This is a genomic window from Allobosea sp. NPDC055594 (assembly GCF_053618995.1).
Window position 1 is genome coordinate 355,287 of record NZ_JBSHIO010000001.1, and the last position, 14,051, is coordinate 369,337.

The 14,051-nt window shown below is 67.2% G+C and carries 15 protein-coding genes; 8 read left to right on the plus strand and 7 right to left on the minus strand.

Annotated features, from left to right (window positions below; all coding sequences use genetic code 11):
- Positions 1-79 precede the first annotated feature (79 nt).
- From ACWGRX_RS01645 to ACWGRX_RS01665, 5 genes are all read left to right on the plus strand, one after another.
- The gene (locus tag ACWGRX_RS01645; RefSeq protein WP_452116160.1) at positions 80-478 is read left to right on the plus strand and encodes a GIY-YIG nuclease family protein; all 399 of its coding nucleotides are present in this window, start codon (positions 80-82) and stop codon (positions 476-478) included.
- Positions 415-1,113, plus strand: coding sequence for a metal-dependent hydrolase (locus ACWGRX_RS01650; RefSeq protein ID WP_452116161.1), 699 nt, complete (start codon positions 415-417; stop codon positions 1,111-1,113). The genes ACWGRX_RS01645 and ACWGRX_RS01650 overlap by 64 nt, the downstream gene beginning before the upstream one ends.
- A gap of 156 nt (positions 1,114-1,269) precedes the next feature.
- Positions 1,270-1,557 carry an Asp-tRNA(Asn)/Glu-tRNA(Gln) amidotransferase subunit GatC gene (gene gatC, locus ACWGRX_RS01655; RefSeq protein WP_452116162.1) on the plus strand — a complete coding sequence of 96 codons (288 nt, stop codon included), beginning with the start codon at positions 1,270-1,272 and terminating at the stop codon, positions 1,555-1,557.
- A gap of 99 nt (positions 1,558-1,656) precedes the next feature.
- Positions 1,657-3,171, plus strand: a complete 1,515-nt coding sequence (gene gatA, locus ACWGRX_RS01660) for an Asp-tRNA(Asn)/Glu-tRNA(Gln) amidotransferase subunit GatA (RefSeq protein ID WP_452116163.1) — start codon at positions 1,657-1,659, stop codon at positions 3,169-3,171.
- Positions 3,172-3,359: 188 nt separating this feature from the next.
- On the plus strand, positions 3,360-4,247 hold the full coding sequence (locus tag ACWGRX_RS01665) for a PhzF family phenazine biosynthesis protein (RefSeq protein WP_452116164.1): 888 nt from the start codon (positions 3,360-3,362) through the stop codon (positions 4,245-4,247).
- A 91-nt stretch (positions 4,248-4,338) separates the two neighbouring features.
- Here ACWGRX_RS01665 and ACWGRX_RS01670 read toward each other — a convergent pair whose 3' ends face one another.
- Together ACWGRX_RS01670 and ACWGRX_RS01675 are read right to left on the minus strand one after the other, a co-directional pair.
- Positions 4,339-4,701: an MmcQ/YjbR family DNA-binding protein gene (locus tag ACWGRX_RS01670; RefSeq protein WP_452116165.1), complete on the minus strand. Its 363-nt coding sequence runs from the start codon at positions 4,699-4,701 to the stop codon at positions 4,339-4,341.
- A 6-nt stretch (positions 4,702-4,707) separates the two neighbouring features.
- Positions 4,708-5,781 (minus strand): malate/lactate/ureidoglycolate dehydrogenase, encoded by a 1,074-nt coding sequence (locus ACWGRX_RS01675; RefSeq protein ID WP_291634650.1) that lies wholly within the window; start codon positions 5,779-5,781, stop codon positions 4,708-4,710.
- A 191-nt stretch (positions 5,782-5,972) separates the two neighbouring features.
- On the opposite strand from ACWGRX_RS01675, the gene ACWGRX_RS01680 reads away from it, so the two are divergent.
- Positions 5,973-6,368, plus strand: coding sequence for a HesB/IscA family protein (locus tag ACWGRX_RS01680; protein ID WP_452116166.1), 396 nt, complete (start codon positions 5,973-5,975; stop codon positions 6,366-6,368).
- 19 nt (positions 6,369-6,387) lie between these two features.
- Here the strand turns inward: ACWGRX_RS01680 and ACWGRX_RS01685 are convergent, their stop codons facing one another.
- Together ACWGRX_RS01685 and ACWGRX_RS01690 are read right to left on the minus strand one after the other, a co-directional pair.
- Positions 6,388-7,446: a GGDEF domain-containing protein gene (locus ACWGRX_RS01685; protein ID WP_452116167.1), complete on the minus strand. Its 1,059-nt coding sequence runs from the start codon at positions 7,444-7,446 to the stop codon at positions 6,388-6,390.
- A 225-nt stretch (positions 7,447-7,671) separates the two neighbouring features.
- Positions 7,672-9,126 carry a DEAD/DEAH box helicase gene (locus ACWGRX_RS01690; RefSeq protein ID WP_452116168.1) on the minus strand — a complete coding sequence of 485 codons (1,455 nt, stop codon included), beginning with the start codon at positions 9,124-9,126 and terminating at the stop codon, positions 7,672-7,674.
- A 168-nt stretch (positions 9,127-9,294) separates the two neighbouring features.
- Between ACWGRX_RS01690 and ACWGRX_RS01695 the strand changes: the two genes are divergently transcribed.
- On the plus strand, positions 9,295-9,996 hold the full coding sequence (locus tag ACWGRX_RS01695; RefSeq protein WP_291634643.1) for an alpha/beta fold hydrolase: 702 nt from the start codon (positions 9,295-9,297) through the stop codon (positions 9,994-9,996).
- A 4-nt stretch (positions 9,997-10,000) separates the two neighbouring features.
- Here the strand turns inward: ACWGRX_RS01695 and ACWGRX_RS01700 are convergent, their stop codons facing one another.
- The 3 genes from ACWGRX_RS01700 to parE all read right to left on the minus strand — a co-directional run bounded on the left by ACWGRX_RS01700 (position 10,001) and on the right by parE (position 13,536).
- Positions 10,001-10,261 (minus strand): hypothetical protein, encoded by a 261-nt coding sequence (locus tag ACWGRX_RS01700; protein WP_291634641.1) that lies wholly within the window; start codon positions 10,259-10,261, stop codon positions 10,001-10,003.
- Positions 10,262-10,401: 140 nt separating this feature from the next.
- Positions 10,402-11,310 (minus strand): LysR family transcriptional regulator, encoded by a 909-nt coding sequence (locus ACWGRX_RS01705; protein ID WP_291645477.1) that lies wholly within the window; start codon positions 11,308-11,310, stop codon positions 10,402-10,404.
- Positions 11,311-11,478: 168 nt separating this feature from the next.
- Positions 11,479-13,536, minus strand: a complete 2,058-nt coding sequence (parE, locus tag ACWGRX_RS01710) for a DNA topoisomerase IV subunit B (protein WP_452116169.1) — start codon at positions 13,534-13,536, stop codon at positions 11,479-11,481.
- A 303-nt stretch (positions 13,537-13,839) separates the two neighbouring features.
- Here parE and ACWGRX_RS01715 point away from each other — a divergent pair, with 303 nt between their 5' ends.
- Positions 13,840-14,040 carry a hypothetical protein gene (locus tag ACWGRX_RS01715; RefSeq protein ID WP_291638351.1) on the plus strand — a complete coding sequence of 67 codons (201 nt, stop codon included), beginning with the start codon at positions 13,840-13,842 and terminating at the stop codon, positions 14,038-14,040.
- The last annotated feature ends 11 nt before the right edge of the window (positions 14,041-14,051 follow it).

Sequence of the window (14,051 nt, forward strand, 5' to 3'; positions counted from 1 at the left end):
GCTAGTCTCTCAATCTTCGGACATGGGTCCCGGGTCTGTGCGGTTTCGCCGCTTCGCCCGGGACGACTAGGGTCGGCGGATGTGGCTTTACATTCTTGCGAGTCAGAAGAATGGCACATTGTATGTCGGCGTGACCAATTCTCTGTCGAAGCGCGTCGCGGAACATCGCGACGGTCGAGGCTCCGAGTTCGCCCGGCAATATCGCGTCATGCGGTTGGTTTATGCGGAATCATTTGCCGATCCGAACGAGGCGATCGCGCAGGAAAAGCGCGTCAAGCACTGGCGTCGACCCTGGAAAATCCCGCTGATCGAGCGTTCCAATCCCGACTGGAACGATCTGTACCCACCGTCCATCTCGATTGAGCGGGCGGTAGCCGCTATACCCGCCCGTTCCAGACATTTGCGGAGATCGTCATGCAGCTCACCTGGTTCGGTCACTCGGCCTTTCGTCTCGATCTGCCTCAGACCTCGATCCTGATCGACCCGTTCTTCACCGGCAATCCGTCCTTCGAGGGCGATGCGGCAGCTGCGGCCAAAGGCGTCAGCCACATCGTGATCACCCATGGCCATGGCGACCATGTCGGCGACGCGCTCAGCATCGCCGAGGCGAACGATGCCACGGTGATCAGCAATTACGATCTGTGCATGCACCTTGTGTCCAAGGGGCTGAAGAAGTTCGAGCCTATGAACACCGGCGGCACGATCGATCTCGGCGCCTTCTCTGTCAGCCTCGTCCGCGCCGACCACTCGGCCGGCATGGGCGATGCCGGCGTCGCCGTGCCGCTCGGCAGCCCCAACGGCGCGATCATCAAGGCGGCCGGCGAGAAGACGCTCTGGCATATGGGCGACACCGACATTTTTTCGGACATGGCGCTGATCTCCGAGATGCACGGCGTCGAAATCTGCATCTGCCCGGTCGGCGACCGCTTCACCATGGGTGGCAAGGCGGCCGCGCTGGCGATGACCCGCTTCGTCAAGCCGAAGCTGGCGATTCCCTGCCATTACGGCACGTTCCCGATCATCGATCAGAACGCCTCGGCCTTCGTTTCGGCGATGGCTGGCAGCGGCATCGAGGTACTGGTTCCGCAGAAGGGCAAGGCCGTCGCGGTCTGACGCCCCTTTTCTCGACGAGAACCACCATTCCGGCCGAAAGCCGTGCATCGGCCGGAATGGTGGCATTGATTGATTGAAGGTTCGGAGGCCGGCACGCTATAGGGCTGGCAACGAATTAGCGGTGCGCGCGCACCCGTCCCTTTCAGGAGCCCGCCCATGTCGGTCGACGCCGCCACCGTCAAACGCGTCGCGCATCTCTCGCGCATTGCCGTCGAGGACGCTGATGTCGCGAAGCTGCAAGGTGAGCTCAACGCCATCCTCGGCTTCGTCGAGCAGCTCAACGAGGTCGATGTCGCCGGCGTCGAGCCGATGACCTCGGTGACGCCGATGGCGATGAAGAAGCGCCAGGACGTCGTCAACGATGGCGAGATCGCCAAGGCGATCGTCGCCAACGCCCCGGCCTCGGAGGACAATTACTTCATGGTGCCGAAGGTCATCGAGTAAGGCGCGCGCTCGCCGCCGCGGCGAGCCCAGCGAGGCGGACCAGCCCTCGCGGCCGTACTGATGAAACGCCCGACAGCCCAGTTTTTCGGATTTGCCATCGTGACCGATCTCACCCGCCTGACCCTCACCGAAGCCCGCGACGGGCTGAAGGCCAAGAGCTTCTCCGCCACCGAGCTCACCAAGGCGCATGTCGCCGCCGTCGAGCAGGCGCGGGCGCTCAACGCCTATGTGCTGGAGACGCCCGAGCACGCGCTGAAGCAGGCCGCTGTCTCCGATGCGCGGCTGGCCAAGGGCGAGGCCGGGCCGCTCGAAGGTCTGCCGCTCGGCATCAAGGACCTGTTCGCGACTGAAGGCGTGCGCACCACCGCCTGCTCGAAGATCCTCGGCAATTTCGTGCCGGCCTATGAATCGACCGTCTCGAGCCAGCTCTGGCGCGATGGCGCGGTGATGCTCGGCAAGCTCAATAATGACGAGTTCGCCATGGGCTCGTCGAACGAGACCTCGGCTTTCGGCCCGGTGGTCAATCCCTGGCGCCGTGAGGGCTCGAATGTCGGCGCGGCCGCAGCCGGCAGCGTCGAGGGCAATCACCTCGTTCCCGGCGGCTCGTCGGGTGGCTCGGCGGCGGCCGTCGCCGCGCATCTCTGCCTTGCCGCGACCGCGACTGACACCGGCGGCTCGATCCGCCAGCCGGCCGCCTTCACCGGCACGGTCGGCATCAAGCCGACCTATGGCCGCTGCTCGCGCTGGGGCGTCGTCGCCTTCGCATCCTCGCTCGACCAGGCCGGGCCGATCGGCAAGACGGTGCGCGACTGCGCCGTGATGCTGCGCTCGATGGCCGGACATGATCCGAAGGACACCACCTCGGTCGACCAGCCGGTGCCGGATTACGAAGCCTCCGTCGGCCGCTCGGTCAAGGGCATGAAGATCGGCATTCCCAGGGAGTACCGCATCGACGGCATCTCGCCTGAGATCGAGGCGCTCTGGCAGCAGGGCATCGCCTGGCTGAAGGCCGCCGGCGCCGAGATCGTCGAGATCTCGCTGCCGCACACCAAATACGCGCTGCCGGCCTACTACATCGTCGCGCCGGCCGAGGCCTCGTCCAACCTCGCCCGCTATGACGGCGTGCGCTACGGCCTGCGCGAGCCCGGCCGCGACATCGTCGAGATGTATGAGAAGACCCGGGCCGCCGGCTTCGGCGCCGAAGTCAAGCGCCGCATCATGATCGGCACCTATGTGCTCTCCTCCGGCTATTACGACGCGTATTATCTGCGCGCCCAGAAGGTGCGCACGCTGATCAAGCGCGACTTCGAGGAGGCCTATGCCGCGGGCATCGATGCGGTTCTGACGCCGGCGACGCCGTCGGCCGCCTTCGGCATCGGCGAGAAGGGCTCGGCCGATCCGGTCGAGATGTATCTCAACGACATCTTCACTGTGACGGTGAACATGGCCGGCCTGCCGGGCATCGCCGTGCCGGCCGGTCTCGACAGCCAGGGGCTGCCGCTCGGCCTGCAGCTGATCGGCCGCCCCTTCGACGAGGAGACGCTGTTCTCGCTCGGAGAGGTGATCGAGCAGGCGGCCGGGCGCTTCGCCATCGGCGAGCGCTGGTGGGCCTGATCGGGTATCCCGCGCCGTTCGTCGATTTTTTGTCATCCCGGGCGACCGCAGGGAGCCCCGGGATGGCACCGGAAACCAATCTGAAGATCGACCGGCGCAGCTTGATCGATCGTATTCCGATTCCTGATTTCTCCGGCGCCGCGCCGGGTGGCAGTCTCCGCAGCTGACCTGGCCGCTGGAGAACCGTCATGCCGAATTATCCCTACGAGACAGTCGACGTCTTCACCGACCGCCGCTTCGGCGGCAACCAGCTCGCGGTCTTCACCGATGCGCGCGGCATGTCGGATGCCGAGATGCAGGCGCTGGCGGCGGAGATGAACTACAGCGAGACGACCTTCGTGCTGCCGCCGGCTGACCCGGCCAACACGGCGCGCGTGCGCATCTTCCATCGTACGGCCGAGATGCCCTTCGCCGGCCATCCCAATGTCGGTACCGCCTGCGTGCTCGCCGCCCATGGCCGCGATCGCGACGGCGTGCTGCTGTTCGAGGAGCTGGCCGGGCTCGTCGAGGTCAAGGTCTCGCGCGATGGCGAGGGCCGGGTGACCGGCGCGACGATAGCCGCGCCGCAGCCGCTCTCGCTCGGCCTCCAGCTGCCGGTGGAGGCGATCGCGGCCTGCGCCGGGCTCGTGCCGGAGGATATCGTCGTCAGCCGCCACCGGCCGCAGCAGGCCTCGGTCGGCGTCAAATTCGTCCTGGTCGAGGTCACGCCGGAGGCGCTGAGGCGAGCGACCCCCGACATCGCCGCCTATCGCCGGCTGGCCGAGGCCAATCCGGCCCTGGAAGGCCGCCTTTCGATCTTCTTCTATGCCTTGGATGGCGGCAACGCCCGCGCCCGCATGTTCGCGCCGCTGGCCGGTACCTGGGAAGACCCGGCGACCGGCAGCGCCAGCGCGACGCTGGCTGCGCTGACATTGTCGCTCGGGAGCGAAGACAGCGTCGCCTTCGAGATCACCCAGGGCGTCGAGATGGGGCGGCCCAGCCTACTGCATGTCGCAGCGCGGCGCGAGGACGGCGAGATCCGTGCAACGGTAGGCGGTGGCTGCGTGCCGGTGCTGCGCGGCGAAGCGACGTTGTGAGCATCTCAGGCCGAAAGAGGCTCTGAAACGCCCTTTCTCGTCATGAGATTCTCGGGTCTGCGCTGCGCTTCGCCCGAGAACGGCGCACGCCTCAGCCGCTCAAGCCCAGCTCCACGCGCAGCTTCTTCGTCAACCCGGCCGCAACGAGCCGGTGGCTTTCGCGCAGATAGTCGCGAAAGGCGTCGTCCGGCAGGCTCTCCTCGGAGAAGCGCTGGATCCACTTCATGCCGCGCGAGGCGAGATAGGGCGCAGGGCGGCACCCTGGCGCATCGCGCAGCATCTCATAGGCGATCGGCGAGCACTTGAACGAGACGAAGAGCGTCCCGTCGACCTCGTCACGGCCGAGGGCGAAGACCTTGCCGCCGACCTTCCAGACATCGGCGCCGCCCCATTGCACGACATGGGTGGTCGCTGGCAGGGCGGCGCAGAAGGCGTTGTACTCGGCGAGCGTCATGCCGCTTCAGAAGCTCTCGGCGTCGATGCCGTGGCGCTTGGCGGCGGCGACGATCTGCGACCAGGTTTCGTCGTCGAGCGGGATGCCGTCGCGCTGGCGCTCGATCCGGGTCGTGCGCTCCTTGTCACCCGGCGCCAGCACCGGCTCGGCGGGATCCTGCGGCGCGGCGGCGCGCACGAAGGCAAGATAGCTCTCGATGCGCTTGCGGCGCAGATTGGCGTCTGGCTCCAGACGGGCGGGATCGATCAGCACGCCGAAGAGCGAGTTGATGATCCAGCTGCGATGCGGCTTCTCGTCGATGCGGGCGGCGCCCATCAGCCCGGCCGAGAGCAATTCGGCGATCAGCGAGAGTCCGGCGCCCTTATGGTCGCCGAAGGGCAGCAGGGCGCCGAGCGGCAGATCAGGAATGGCGTGCTGGAAGACATGCTTGGGGTCTGTCGTCGGACGGCCCTCGCCGTCGATGATGTAGCCCTCCGGCACCGGCACGCCCTTGTTGAGCGCGACGCGGGCCTTGCCATGCGCCATGCGGCTGGTGGCGAAGTCGAGGATGATCGGATCGTTCTCGGGTACCGGGATGCCGATCGCATGCGGATTGGTGCCGAAGCGCGCTTCCTTCGCAGCATAGGGCGCGACGATCGGCGGGCGGCCGGCGACATTGACCCAGAACAGCGAGATTAGCCCCGCGGCCGCCGCAACCTCGGCGTAATGGCCGATACGGCCGATATGATGGGCGTCGAGCAGGTTGAGGATGGCGACGCCACCGGCCTGGGCGATAATGATGCCGCGGTCGACGGCGTCGCGGGCGGTGGGCTGGCCGAGCGCGACATTGCCGTCGGCGATCAGGAACGGCCCGGCCTCGATGCGGATCGACAGTTTCGAAGCGGGTTTCAGATTGCCGTCGGCGAGCGAGTTGAAATAGAGCGGCAGCATGCCGACACCATGACTGTCATGGCCGCTGAGATTGGCGAGCACGAGATGCTCGGCGGTCTCCCGGGCCTCGGCCTCGCTCCAGCCGGCGGCAGTGATCATGGCGATGGTGAGCGCTTGGAGCGCTTCGGGCCGGTGCAGGCGGTAGGTCATGGCGGCTTCTTGATCGGGAACTCGAAAAGGTGCGGAGCGCCACAGTGCACGGTGCGGCGCGCGGCGCAATGTACCCGGTGAAATGGCTGTGCTGCGCCGTCGCATCTCGACGCTGCGCTCACCAATCCTTATGTTGCAGAATGCAATCCTGTTTTCACCGGACCTTGAATCCGGTCGAGGAGGGACGAGGGATGTTCTCGATACCGGGCCTGAAAGTCGTCTCGCTATCCGATGCCGCCGCGGCGCGCATTCGCGAGATCATGGCGCAGTCGGCCAATGACGATACGGGCACTCCGGTGCTCGGGCTGCGCGTCGGCGTCAAGAAGGGCGGCTGCGCCGGCATGGAATACACCTTCGAGGTGGCGCGCGAAGCCAGGAAGGGCGACGAGGTCGTGACCGAGAAGGGGGCGACCGTCATCGTCGACGGCAAGGCCGTGCTGTTCCTGCTCGGAACCGAACTCGATTTCCGGACGGACCGCTTTTCCTCGACCTTCGTCTTCAACAACCCGAACCAGGTTTCGGCCTGCGGCTGTGGCGAGTCGGTCGAGATCAAGCCGCGGGCCGAGAGCGTGATCGCCGCGCAATAGCTCCGCCGGAGGCCGCCGTTCAGGCGACCTTGCTCGCGTCGAGGACGGCCTCTTCGGTGACGGTGCGGTTGCGACCGTCGCGCTTGGCCTGCATCAAAGCGCTGTCGGCGCGCTCGACGATCGAGTTGATGGTATCGCCGCGATGGTAAACGGCGACCCCGAGCGAGATCGTGATGCGGCCGAGATTCTCATTGGTCGAGCGCTTGACGAGCTCGCGGGTCAGCAGAGCCTGACGCACGGTCTCGGCGCCGAACTTGCCGGCGGTGACGTCTGCATCGGGCAGGATGATCGCGAACTCCTCGCCGCCGAAGCGCGTGATCACCGCCTTGTCCTTGAACTTGTCCTTCATGGTCCGTGCCACGAGGCGCAGCACCTGGTCGCCGGTGAGGTGACCGTGCGCATCGTTGAAATGCTTGAAGAAGTCGATATCCGCCATGACCAGCGCGAAGGGCTCGCGCCGCAGCGTGGCCTGGTCGATCGCCTTCTGCAGCATCTCCTCGAAATGGCGGCGGTTGGCGAGCCCGGTCAGCGGATCGGTCAGCGCCTCGGCGCGGGTCGACTCCAGCGCCTCGCGCAGATTGCGGATCTCATGGGCGCTTTCGCGAAGCTGCGTTTCGAGCTGGGTCTTGCGCGCGACTTCCTCGCGGGTCGAGAGCACGAGCGCTTCGACCCATTCGCGCAGCCGCTGCCTGTCGGCGGAGGGCGGGACCTCGTCGGACATCTGGCAGAGCCGGCCGTGATAGGTCTGGCTCGAGGCCAGGGCCTGGTCGACCAGGGCCATCATCGCGTCGATTTCGCCCAGGACCTGCAGGCTGGTGCGCTCGGCCTGGCGCGACAGGCGCTCGGTGCCGATGAAGCGGTCGTAGAGCGTATCGATGTCGGCGACGCCGACCTCGCCATTGCTGCTGGCGATGATCGCGTTCATCGCCATGCTGAGAGCGGGCAGCTCGCCACTGAGATGAGCGTACCAGACCTCGAAGGCGCGGGGATAGCCCGGCGAATAATGCTGGCGCATCGCTGCGACGACGCGTTCCGCGAGGTCATGTGGTTGCGGCGAAGCTGGCTGGTCGAGACTCATCACGCTTGTTCCCTCGCCGGGCGACTCCTCGTCGCACGACGAAGGTCGGCCCTGCATCAACCGAAACGGGACATCCTGTCCTGGTCTGGCTGGAACAAGCTTCCCGCCGAATGTCGGCCTGCACGCCGACACTCAACCCCGAGGACGGACCTTAGGCGGATGATGTTAAGGTAAAGTTTCTTCGCTGATTTCCCGGAGGCGGCGAGGGCGCCCCCGGCTCAGATCTCAGTCCGCGCGGACCGAGCGCAACAGGAAGGCGGGGACGTGATCGCCGAGGCCCTTGACCTTCGGGCCGTCGTCGAGCTCATCCCGCCGCGGCGTGCGCGGCCGCTCATTGCCCCGGCGCGGGGCCGGCTCGGCGGTGTGTTCGCGCCGCGGCTGGCGCTCGCGGGGCGGGGGCGCCTCGCGATCATGCGACGCCTCGGACTCGACCTTGGGCTCGCTGCGCGGCGGCCGGCCATCGCGCCCGCCACGCCCCGACGACCTGCCGCCCCGGCGCTCCTCGCCCCGGCGGCCACGGCGTTCCTCGCGCGGCTCGGCGGGGGGCAGGGCGTCGAGACCGGGCCCTTCCCATTCGATGGTCTTGCCGGTCAGCTTCTCGATCGCCGCAACCAGCTTGTCGTCATGGCGCGTCACGATCGTGAAGGAGGCGCCTTCGCGCCCGGCTCGGCCGGTGCGGCCGATGCGATGGACATAGTCTTCGGCATGGGTCGGCACGTCGAAATTGAAGACGTGGCTGACAGCCGGGATGTCGAGGCCGCGGGCCGCGACATCGCTCGCCACCAGGATCGGGTTCTCGCCGGTCCGGAAGGATTCGAGCGCCGCCATGCGGGCGTACTGGTCCATGTCGCCATGCAATGCGACGGCGGGGAAGCCATGCTTTTGCAACGACTTGTGAAGCGTTGCTACATCGCGCTTGCGGTTGCAGAAGACGATCGCGTTCTGCAGGTCCTTGGCATCGCGGATGAGCTTGCGCAGGATTTCGCGCTTCTCGTAATCTTGGCTGTTCGAGGCGATCAGGCGCTGGGTGATGGTGGCTGCGGCGGTCGCCGGCCGCGAGACCTCGACACGCACCGGATTGTGCAGGAACTGCTCGCTGATCCTGGTGATCTCCGGCGGCATGGTCGCCGTGAAGAACAGGGTCTGCCGCGTGAAGGGGACGAGCTTGCAGATCCGCTCGATGTCGGGAATGAAGCCCATGTCGAGCATGCGGTCGGCCTCGTCGATGACGAGCAGCTCGACGCCGGTGAGCAGGAGCTTGCCGCGCTCGACATGGTCGAGCAGGCGACCGGGCGTGGCGATCAGCACGTCGACGCCGCGGGTGATCTTGGCATCCTGGTCGCCGAAGGAGACGCCGCCGATCAGCAGTGCGACCGAGAGCTTCTGGTTGACGCCGTAGCGGGTGAAATTCTCCTCGACCTGCGCGGCCAACTCGCGCGTCGGCTCGAGGATCAAGGTGCGGGGCATCCTGGCGCGGGCGCGGCCGTTCTCGAGGATGGTCAGCATCGGCAGGGTGAAGGCCGCGGTCTTGCCCGTTCCGGTCTGGGCGATGCCCAGAACATCCTTGCGGGCGAGGACGTGCGGAATGGCCTGAGCCTGGATCGGCGTCGGCGACGTGTAACCTGCGTTGGTGACGGCCGTCAGAACTTTATCGCTCAGGCCGAGTTCGGCGAAGGACATCGAGGGTTGCGCTTCTTCTGGGTCGGTGACACGTGGCGGGATGACCGATCGACCACCACGGTGGCGCGACTTTGCTTGCCTGCGCGCCTTCGGACGTCCGTGGAATGCAGAAAAAGCAGGGCAAAGTCAACATTCTAGCGAGGTTAGGCGATGATGAGCGCGAGAAGCATGGCGGTTCCCGAGCCGCTGGTGCTGGTCCCAGGCCTGAATTGCACCGCGGCGCTCTATGCGCCGCAATGGCGGATTCTGGCGGCCGGACGCCAGATTCTCGTCGCCGAAACCACATTTGACGAGGATATCGGGGCGATCGCCGAGCGTTTGCTGGCGGCTGCTCCCGCGCGTTTCGCGCTCTGCGGGCTGTCCATGGGGGGATACGTGGCATTCGAGGTGATGCGCCGGGCGCCGGAGCGCGTGACGCGGCTGGCCCTCCTCGACACCACCGCGCAGCCCGCGACGCCGGAAACCAACCAGCCCCGCGAGCAGATGATAGCGCTCGCCGAGAAAGGGGCCTTCGACAACGTCACCACCCTGCTGTGGCAGAAGCTCGTGGCTCCCGAGAGGCTCGCCGATGAAGGCCTCAGGCTCACCGTGCGCCAAATGGCGGAGGAGGTCGGCGCCGCCGGATTCGTGCGCCAGCAGCGAGCGATCATGGGGCGAGTCGATGCCCGGCCGTGGCTACCCGCGATCAGCGTGCCGAGTCTGGTCCTGGTCGGTGCCCAGGACGTGATCACGCCACCTGCCGAAGCGAGGGCGATCGCCGCCGGGATCGGCGCTGCGGCGCGCTATCTGGAGGTTCCGGGCTGCGGCCATCTTTCGACGCTCGAGGCGCCCGAGGTCGTGAACAGGGCGCTGATCGACTGGCTCGGTTGAGGCCTCAGCGCTGGACGACGCAGGGGTCGAGCCTGACCTCGCCGGCGCGTTTTGCGAGCGAGCCGGTGACGAGCGGGTCGATCGGCTGCCCCTTGGCCGCGGCGGAGGCGGCCTGGTGCAAGCCGTCCCGGTCGAGCTGCGCGGCCTTGTAGGAAATCAGATTGGCGGCGACCACGGAGATGAAGGCGATCGCCGCGCCGGCCTTGGCGACATCGGCGACCATGCTGCCGCGCTGATTGCGCAGGAATGCCATGATGAGGCGCATCGCGCTCTCCTGAAAGAAGGCATGGCGTAGGACGCCGGTTCGCGAAGAATGCAATCCGTCCTGTAAAAACTTGGTTAGCGAAACGTCTTCGGCTGCGATAGCGGGGCGTACCGGCGCACAAGGCGGCAGGGCGGCGCGGATCAGCCATGCCCCTCAAGCTTCGCCCGGTTCTCCCGGAACATGCGGCGCAGTTCCGCCAGCACCGCCAACACGGCCGGGCGCTGGCGGGCGATCTCGTGCGAAACGAGAAAGATGGCGTCGGCCGTCGCCTCGGGCGGTTCCTCGAGCCGCAGCAGGTTGGCGTCGGTGTCGGCCATGAAGCAGGGCGCCATCGAGACCGCCCCCGAGGAGCGGATGCTCTCATAGCGCGCGGCGGAATCGGCGACCCGTGCCGCGATCGGGCGCCCGGCGGCCCAGGCGACGATATGCTCGTCGATTCGCGAGGATACCTCGCGGCTGACCGAGATGATCGGGGCGGTGGCGGGGTCGGTGTCGCGCCTCGCATAGAGCGCCTGTACGAGGCGGCCGACCTTCTGGCCGTAATAGCCGGTGCCCTCCGGCGGCTTGCGCATGCGGATCGCGATCTCCGCCTCGCCACGGGCGAGGTCGAGCCGCTCGCGCGTGCTGAGGATGACGATCTCGACGCCGCCAGCGGCCGCCGAGAGTCGGGTCGCGTTCATGGTGAGGAGCAGGCTGATCGAGGTGGTGGCGGTAATCCGTACCGGGGCGTCGTCGGCCGGCAGTGCTGCCCGCGCGCGATTGGCGAAGCGCGCGGCGGCCGTCGCGACCGCCGACGCTTCCTGAGCCAGTGCCGCGCCGATCTCGGTCGGGATCAGGCGGTTGGCGCCGCGGCGGAACAAGGGGAATCCGAGCCTGGTCTCGAAGCTCCGCAGCCGTCTTGCGACCGTGGTTTCGCTCAGCCCGAGCGCCACGGCCGCCAAGGCGAGCGCGCCTTCGGTGGCGACGGCATGGAAGATCTCGATATCTTCCCAGGGCAGGGCCGCAGGCTGGCCATCGCGTCGAGATGGAGGGGAAGCAGGCTGCCCCATGCGATCAGCTGCCAGCGGCAGGGCGTGGGGGTGGGGCGATCCGGATGAGCATGACAGGGGCAGGGCGAGGAGAGCTGCATGCGGACAGGATGTCCATCACGCGGCCTTCCCGCAGCCCGGCAGGAATGCCGGGGAGCCCGGCGCGGCTGCAGCGGCCGGGCCCGGTTCTCACAGGTCGATCAACTCGCCGGCGAAGGCGGCGCGCTCCTGGATGAAGACGAAGCGGGCTTCGGGCTTGTTGCCCATCAGCCGCTCGACCGTGTCCGAGGTCTCTTGCTTGCTCTCGTGATCGACCATGACCTTGAGCAGCATGCGCTTGGCCGGATCCATGGTCGTTTCCTTGAGCTCGGCCGGCATCATCTCGCCGAGGCCCTTGAAGCGACCGATCTCGGGCTTCTTGCCTTTGAACACCGTCTCGAGCAGCTCGTTCTTGTGGGCGTCGTCGCGGGCATAGACCGATTTGCTGCCGTGGCGCAGCCGGTAGAGCGGCGGTACCGAGAGGTAGAGATGTCCCTTTTCGATCAGCCGCGGCATCTGGCGCCAGAAGAAGGTGACGAGCAGCGAGGCGATATGGGCGCCGTCGACATCGGCGTCGGTCATCACGATGACCTTCTCGTAGCGCAGGTCGTCCTCGCGGAACTGGGTGCCGATGCCGCAGCCCAGCGCCAGGATCAGGTCGGCGAGCTGCTGATTGGCGTTGAGCTTGTCGCGGGTCGCATTGGCGACGTTGAGGATCTTGCCGCGCAGCGGCAGGATCGCCTGCGTCTTGCGGTTGCGGGCCTGCTTGGCCGAGCCGCCGGCCGAGTCGCCCTCGACGATGAAGAGCTCGGAGCCGGCGGCGCCGGCATTGCTGCAATCGGCGAGCTTGCCGGGCAGGCGCAGCTTGCGCGTCGCGGTCTTGCGCGAGACCTCCTTTTCGAGCCGGCGGCGCAGGCGCTCGTCGGCGCGGTCGACCGACCAGTCGAGCAGCCTCAGCGCCTGCTGCGGCGAGGCGGCGAGCCAATGGTCGAAAGCGTCGCGCACCGCGTTCTCGACGATGCGCGCCGCCTCGAGCGTCGCGAGCTTGTCCTTGGTCTGCCCCTGGAATTCCGGCTCGCGGATGAAGACCGAGAGCATGGCGGTGCAGGTCGCCATCACGTCGTCGGAGGTGACTTGGGCCATGCGCTTGCTCTGGCCGATGCGCTCGGCATGGTCGCGCAGGCCACGCAGCAAGGCGATGCGCAGGCCCTGCTCATGCGTGCCCCCTTCAGGCGTCGGGATGGTGTTGCAGTAGGAGGAGCTGAAGCCATCCTCGCCGGTGGCGAGCCAGGCGATGGCCCATTCGAGCGAGCCGTGGCCACCCTCCTTGGTGACCTTGCCGCTGAAGATCGGCTCGGCGACCAGGTCCTTGCCCTCGATCTCGCCGGCGAGATAGTCGCGCAGGCCGCCGGGGAACTTGAACACCGCCTCGGCCGCGACGTCGCCCTCGGGCTTGAGCAGGCTGGGCGCGCAGCGCCAGCGGATCTCGACGCCGCCGAAGAGATAGGCTTTTGAGCGCGCCATCCGGAACAGACGGGCCGGCACGAAATGGGCGGCCTCGCCGAAGATCTGGGCGTCGGGGTGGAAACGGACGCGGGTGCCGCGCCGGTTGGCGACGCGGCCGACCGTCTCCAGTGGGCCCTGCGGAATGCCGCGGGAGAAAATCTGCCGGTACAGCACCTGGCCGCGCGCGACCTCGACCTCGAGCCGGTCGGACAGCGCGTTGACGACGGAGACGCCGACGCCGTGCAGGCCGCCGGAGGTCTCATAGGCGCGGGAGTCGAACTTTCCGCCGGCGTGCAGGATCGTCATGATCACTTCCAGCGCCGATTTGTCCGGGAATTTCGGGTGCGGATCGATCGGGATGCCGCGGCCATTATCGGTCACGGCGAGCGAGCCGTCCTCGAAGAGTTCGACGTCGATGAAGGTGGCGTGGCCGGCCACCGCCTCGTCCATGGCGTTGTCGATCACCTCGGCGAAGAGATGGTGCAGCGCCCGCTCGTCGGTGCCGCCGATATACATGCCGGGGCGCCGGCGCACCGGCTCAAGCCCTTCCAGCACCTCGATCGCCGAGGCGTCGTAGCCGGCCTCCGACAGCGTGCCGGGGCGGGCAGGGGCGCGCGCCGGCTTCGGCGGCGCGGCGGCAGGGGCGCGCGTTTCGGCGCCTTCCAGCCTGCCTTCGTCATCGCCGAAAAGATCGTCAGCCATCGCTTTTGCGCCCAGGTGATTCGTAACGAGAAAATATAGCGCATTCGCTGCCCGGGAGTGGCAAGCAGGGCGCTACCCGCCCGCAATAGACCGATATCGCCTCGGCCGGAAGGCCGGATGGCGAACGGGAGGAGCGAATGTCACGGCGCCGTCACGCTCCGTTGTCAAGAGCCAAGGGAACTTCGACCGCCCCCGCGCGGTTCAGGCATCGTTAACCATGCCGGCCCGATCATCGTTCTCGTCCAGCCTGGGCTTGGCCTGACCGGTGGTTGGGATATGCTGGTACTCAAGGGGAGGAATGCCGTGGCGTCGCGTGCCGTTGTGCCGAAGATCAGGCTTGCCGGACTCGAGCGTGCGGCGCGCCATGCCGGTGAGGCTTTCGCTTATGAGGAGCTCTCCGGTCATCCCGACGCCCGCGAGGTCGAGGCAGCTCAACTGCGCCGTCTCTGGTGGGTGGCCGCGGCGATCGCCCTGGTCGGGCTGGTGATGCTCGCGCTGCGCTGAGGCCTCGTCAG

Bases quoted from the DNA above. Each gene is read 5' to 3' on its own strand.
- parE (WP_452116169.1), bottom strand. From the start codon at position 13,536: ATGGCTGACGATCTTTTCGGCGATGACGAAGGCAGGCTGGAAGGCGCC.
- gatC (WP_452116162.1), top strand. From the start codon at position 1,270: ATGTCGGTCGACGCCGCCACCGTCAAACGCGTCGCGCATCTCTCGCGC.
- ACWGRX_RS01690 (WP_452116168.1), bottom strand. From the start codon at position 9,126: ATGTCCTTCGCCGAACTCGGCCTGAGCGATAAAGTTCTGACGGCCGTC.
- ACWGRX_RS01685 (WP_452116167.1), bottom strand. From the start codon at position 7,446: ATGAGTCTCGACCAGCCAGCTTCGCCGCAACCACATGACCTCGCGGAA.
- ACWGRX_RS01680 (WP_452116166.1), top strand. From the start codon at position 5,973: ATGTTCTCGATACCGGGCCTGAAAGTCGTCTCGCTATCCGATGCCGCC.
- ACWGRX_RS01645 (WP_452116160.1), top strand. From the start codon at position 80: ATGTGGCTTTACATTCTTGCGAGTCAGAAGAATGGCACATTGTATGTC.
- ACWGRX_RS01665 (WP_452116164.1), top strand. From the start codon at position 3,360: ATGCCGAATTATCCCTACGAGACAGTCGACGTCTTCACCGACCGCCGC.
- ACWGRX_RS01705 (WP_291645477.1), bottom strand. From the start codon at position 11,310: ATGGGGCAGCCTGCTTCCCCTCCATCTCGACGCGATGGCCAGCCTGCG.
- ACWGRX_RS01650 (WP_452116161.1), top strand. From the start codon at position 415: ATGCAGCTCACCTGGTTCGGTCACTCGGCCTTTCGTCTCGATCTGCCT.
- ACWGRX_RS01670 (WP_452116165.1), bottom strand. From the start codon at position 4,701: ATGACGCTCGCCGAGTACAACGCCTTCTGCGCCGCCCTGCCAGCGACC.
- ACWGRX_RS01700 (WP_291634641.1), bottom strand. From the start codon at position 10,261: ATGCGCCTCATCATGGCATTCCTGCGCAATCAGCGCGGCAGCATGGTC.
- ACWGRX_RS01675 (WP_291634650.1), bottom strand. From the start codon at position 5,781: ATGACCTACCGCCTGCACCGGCCCGAAGCGCTCCAAGCGCTCACCATC.
- ACWGRX_RS01695 (WP_291634643.1), top strand. From the start codon at position 9,295: ATGGCGGTTCCCGAGCCGCTGGTGCTGGTCCCAGGCCTGAATTGCACC.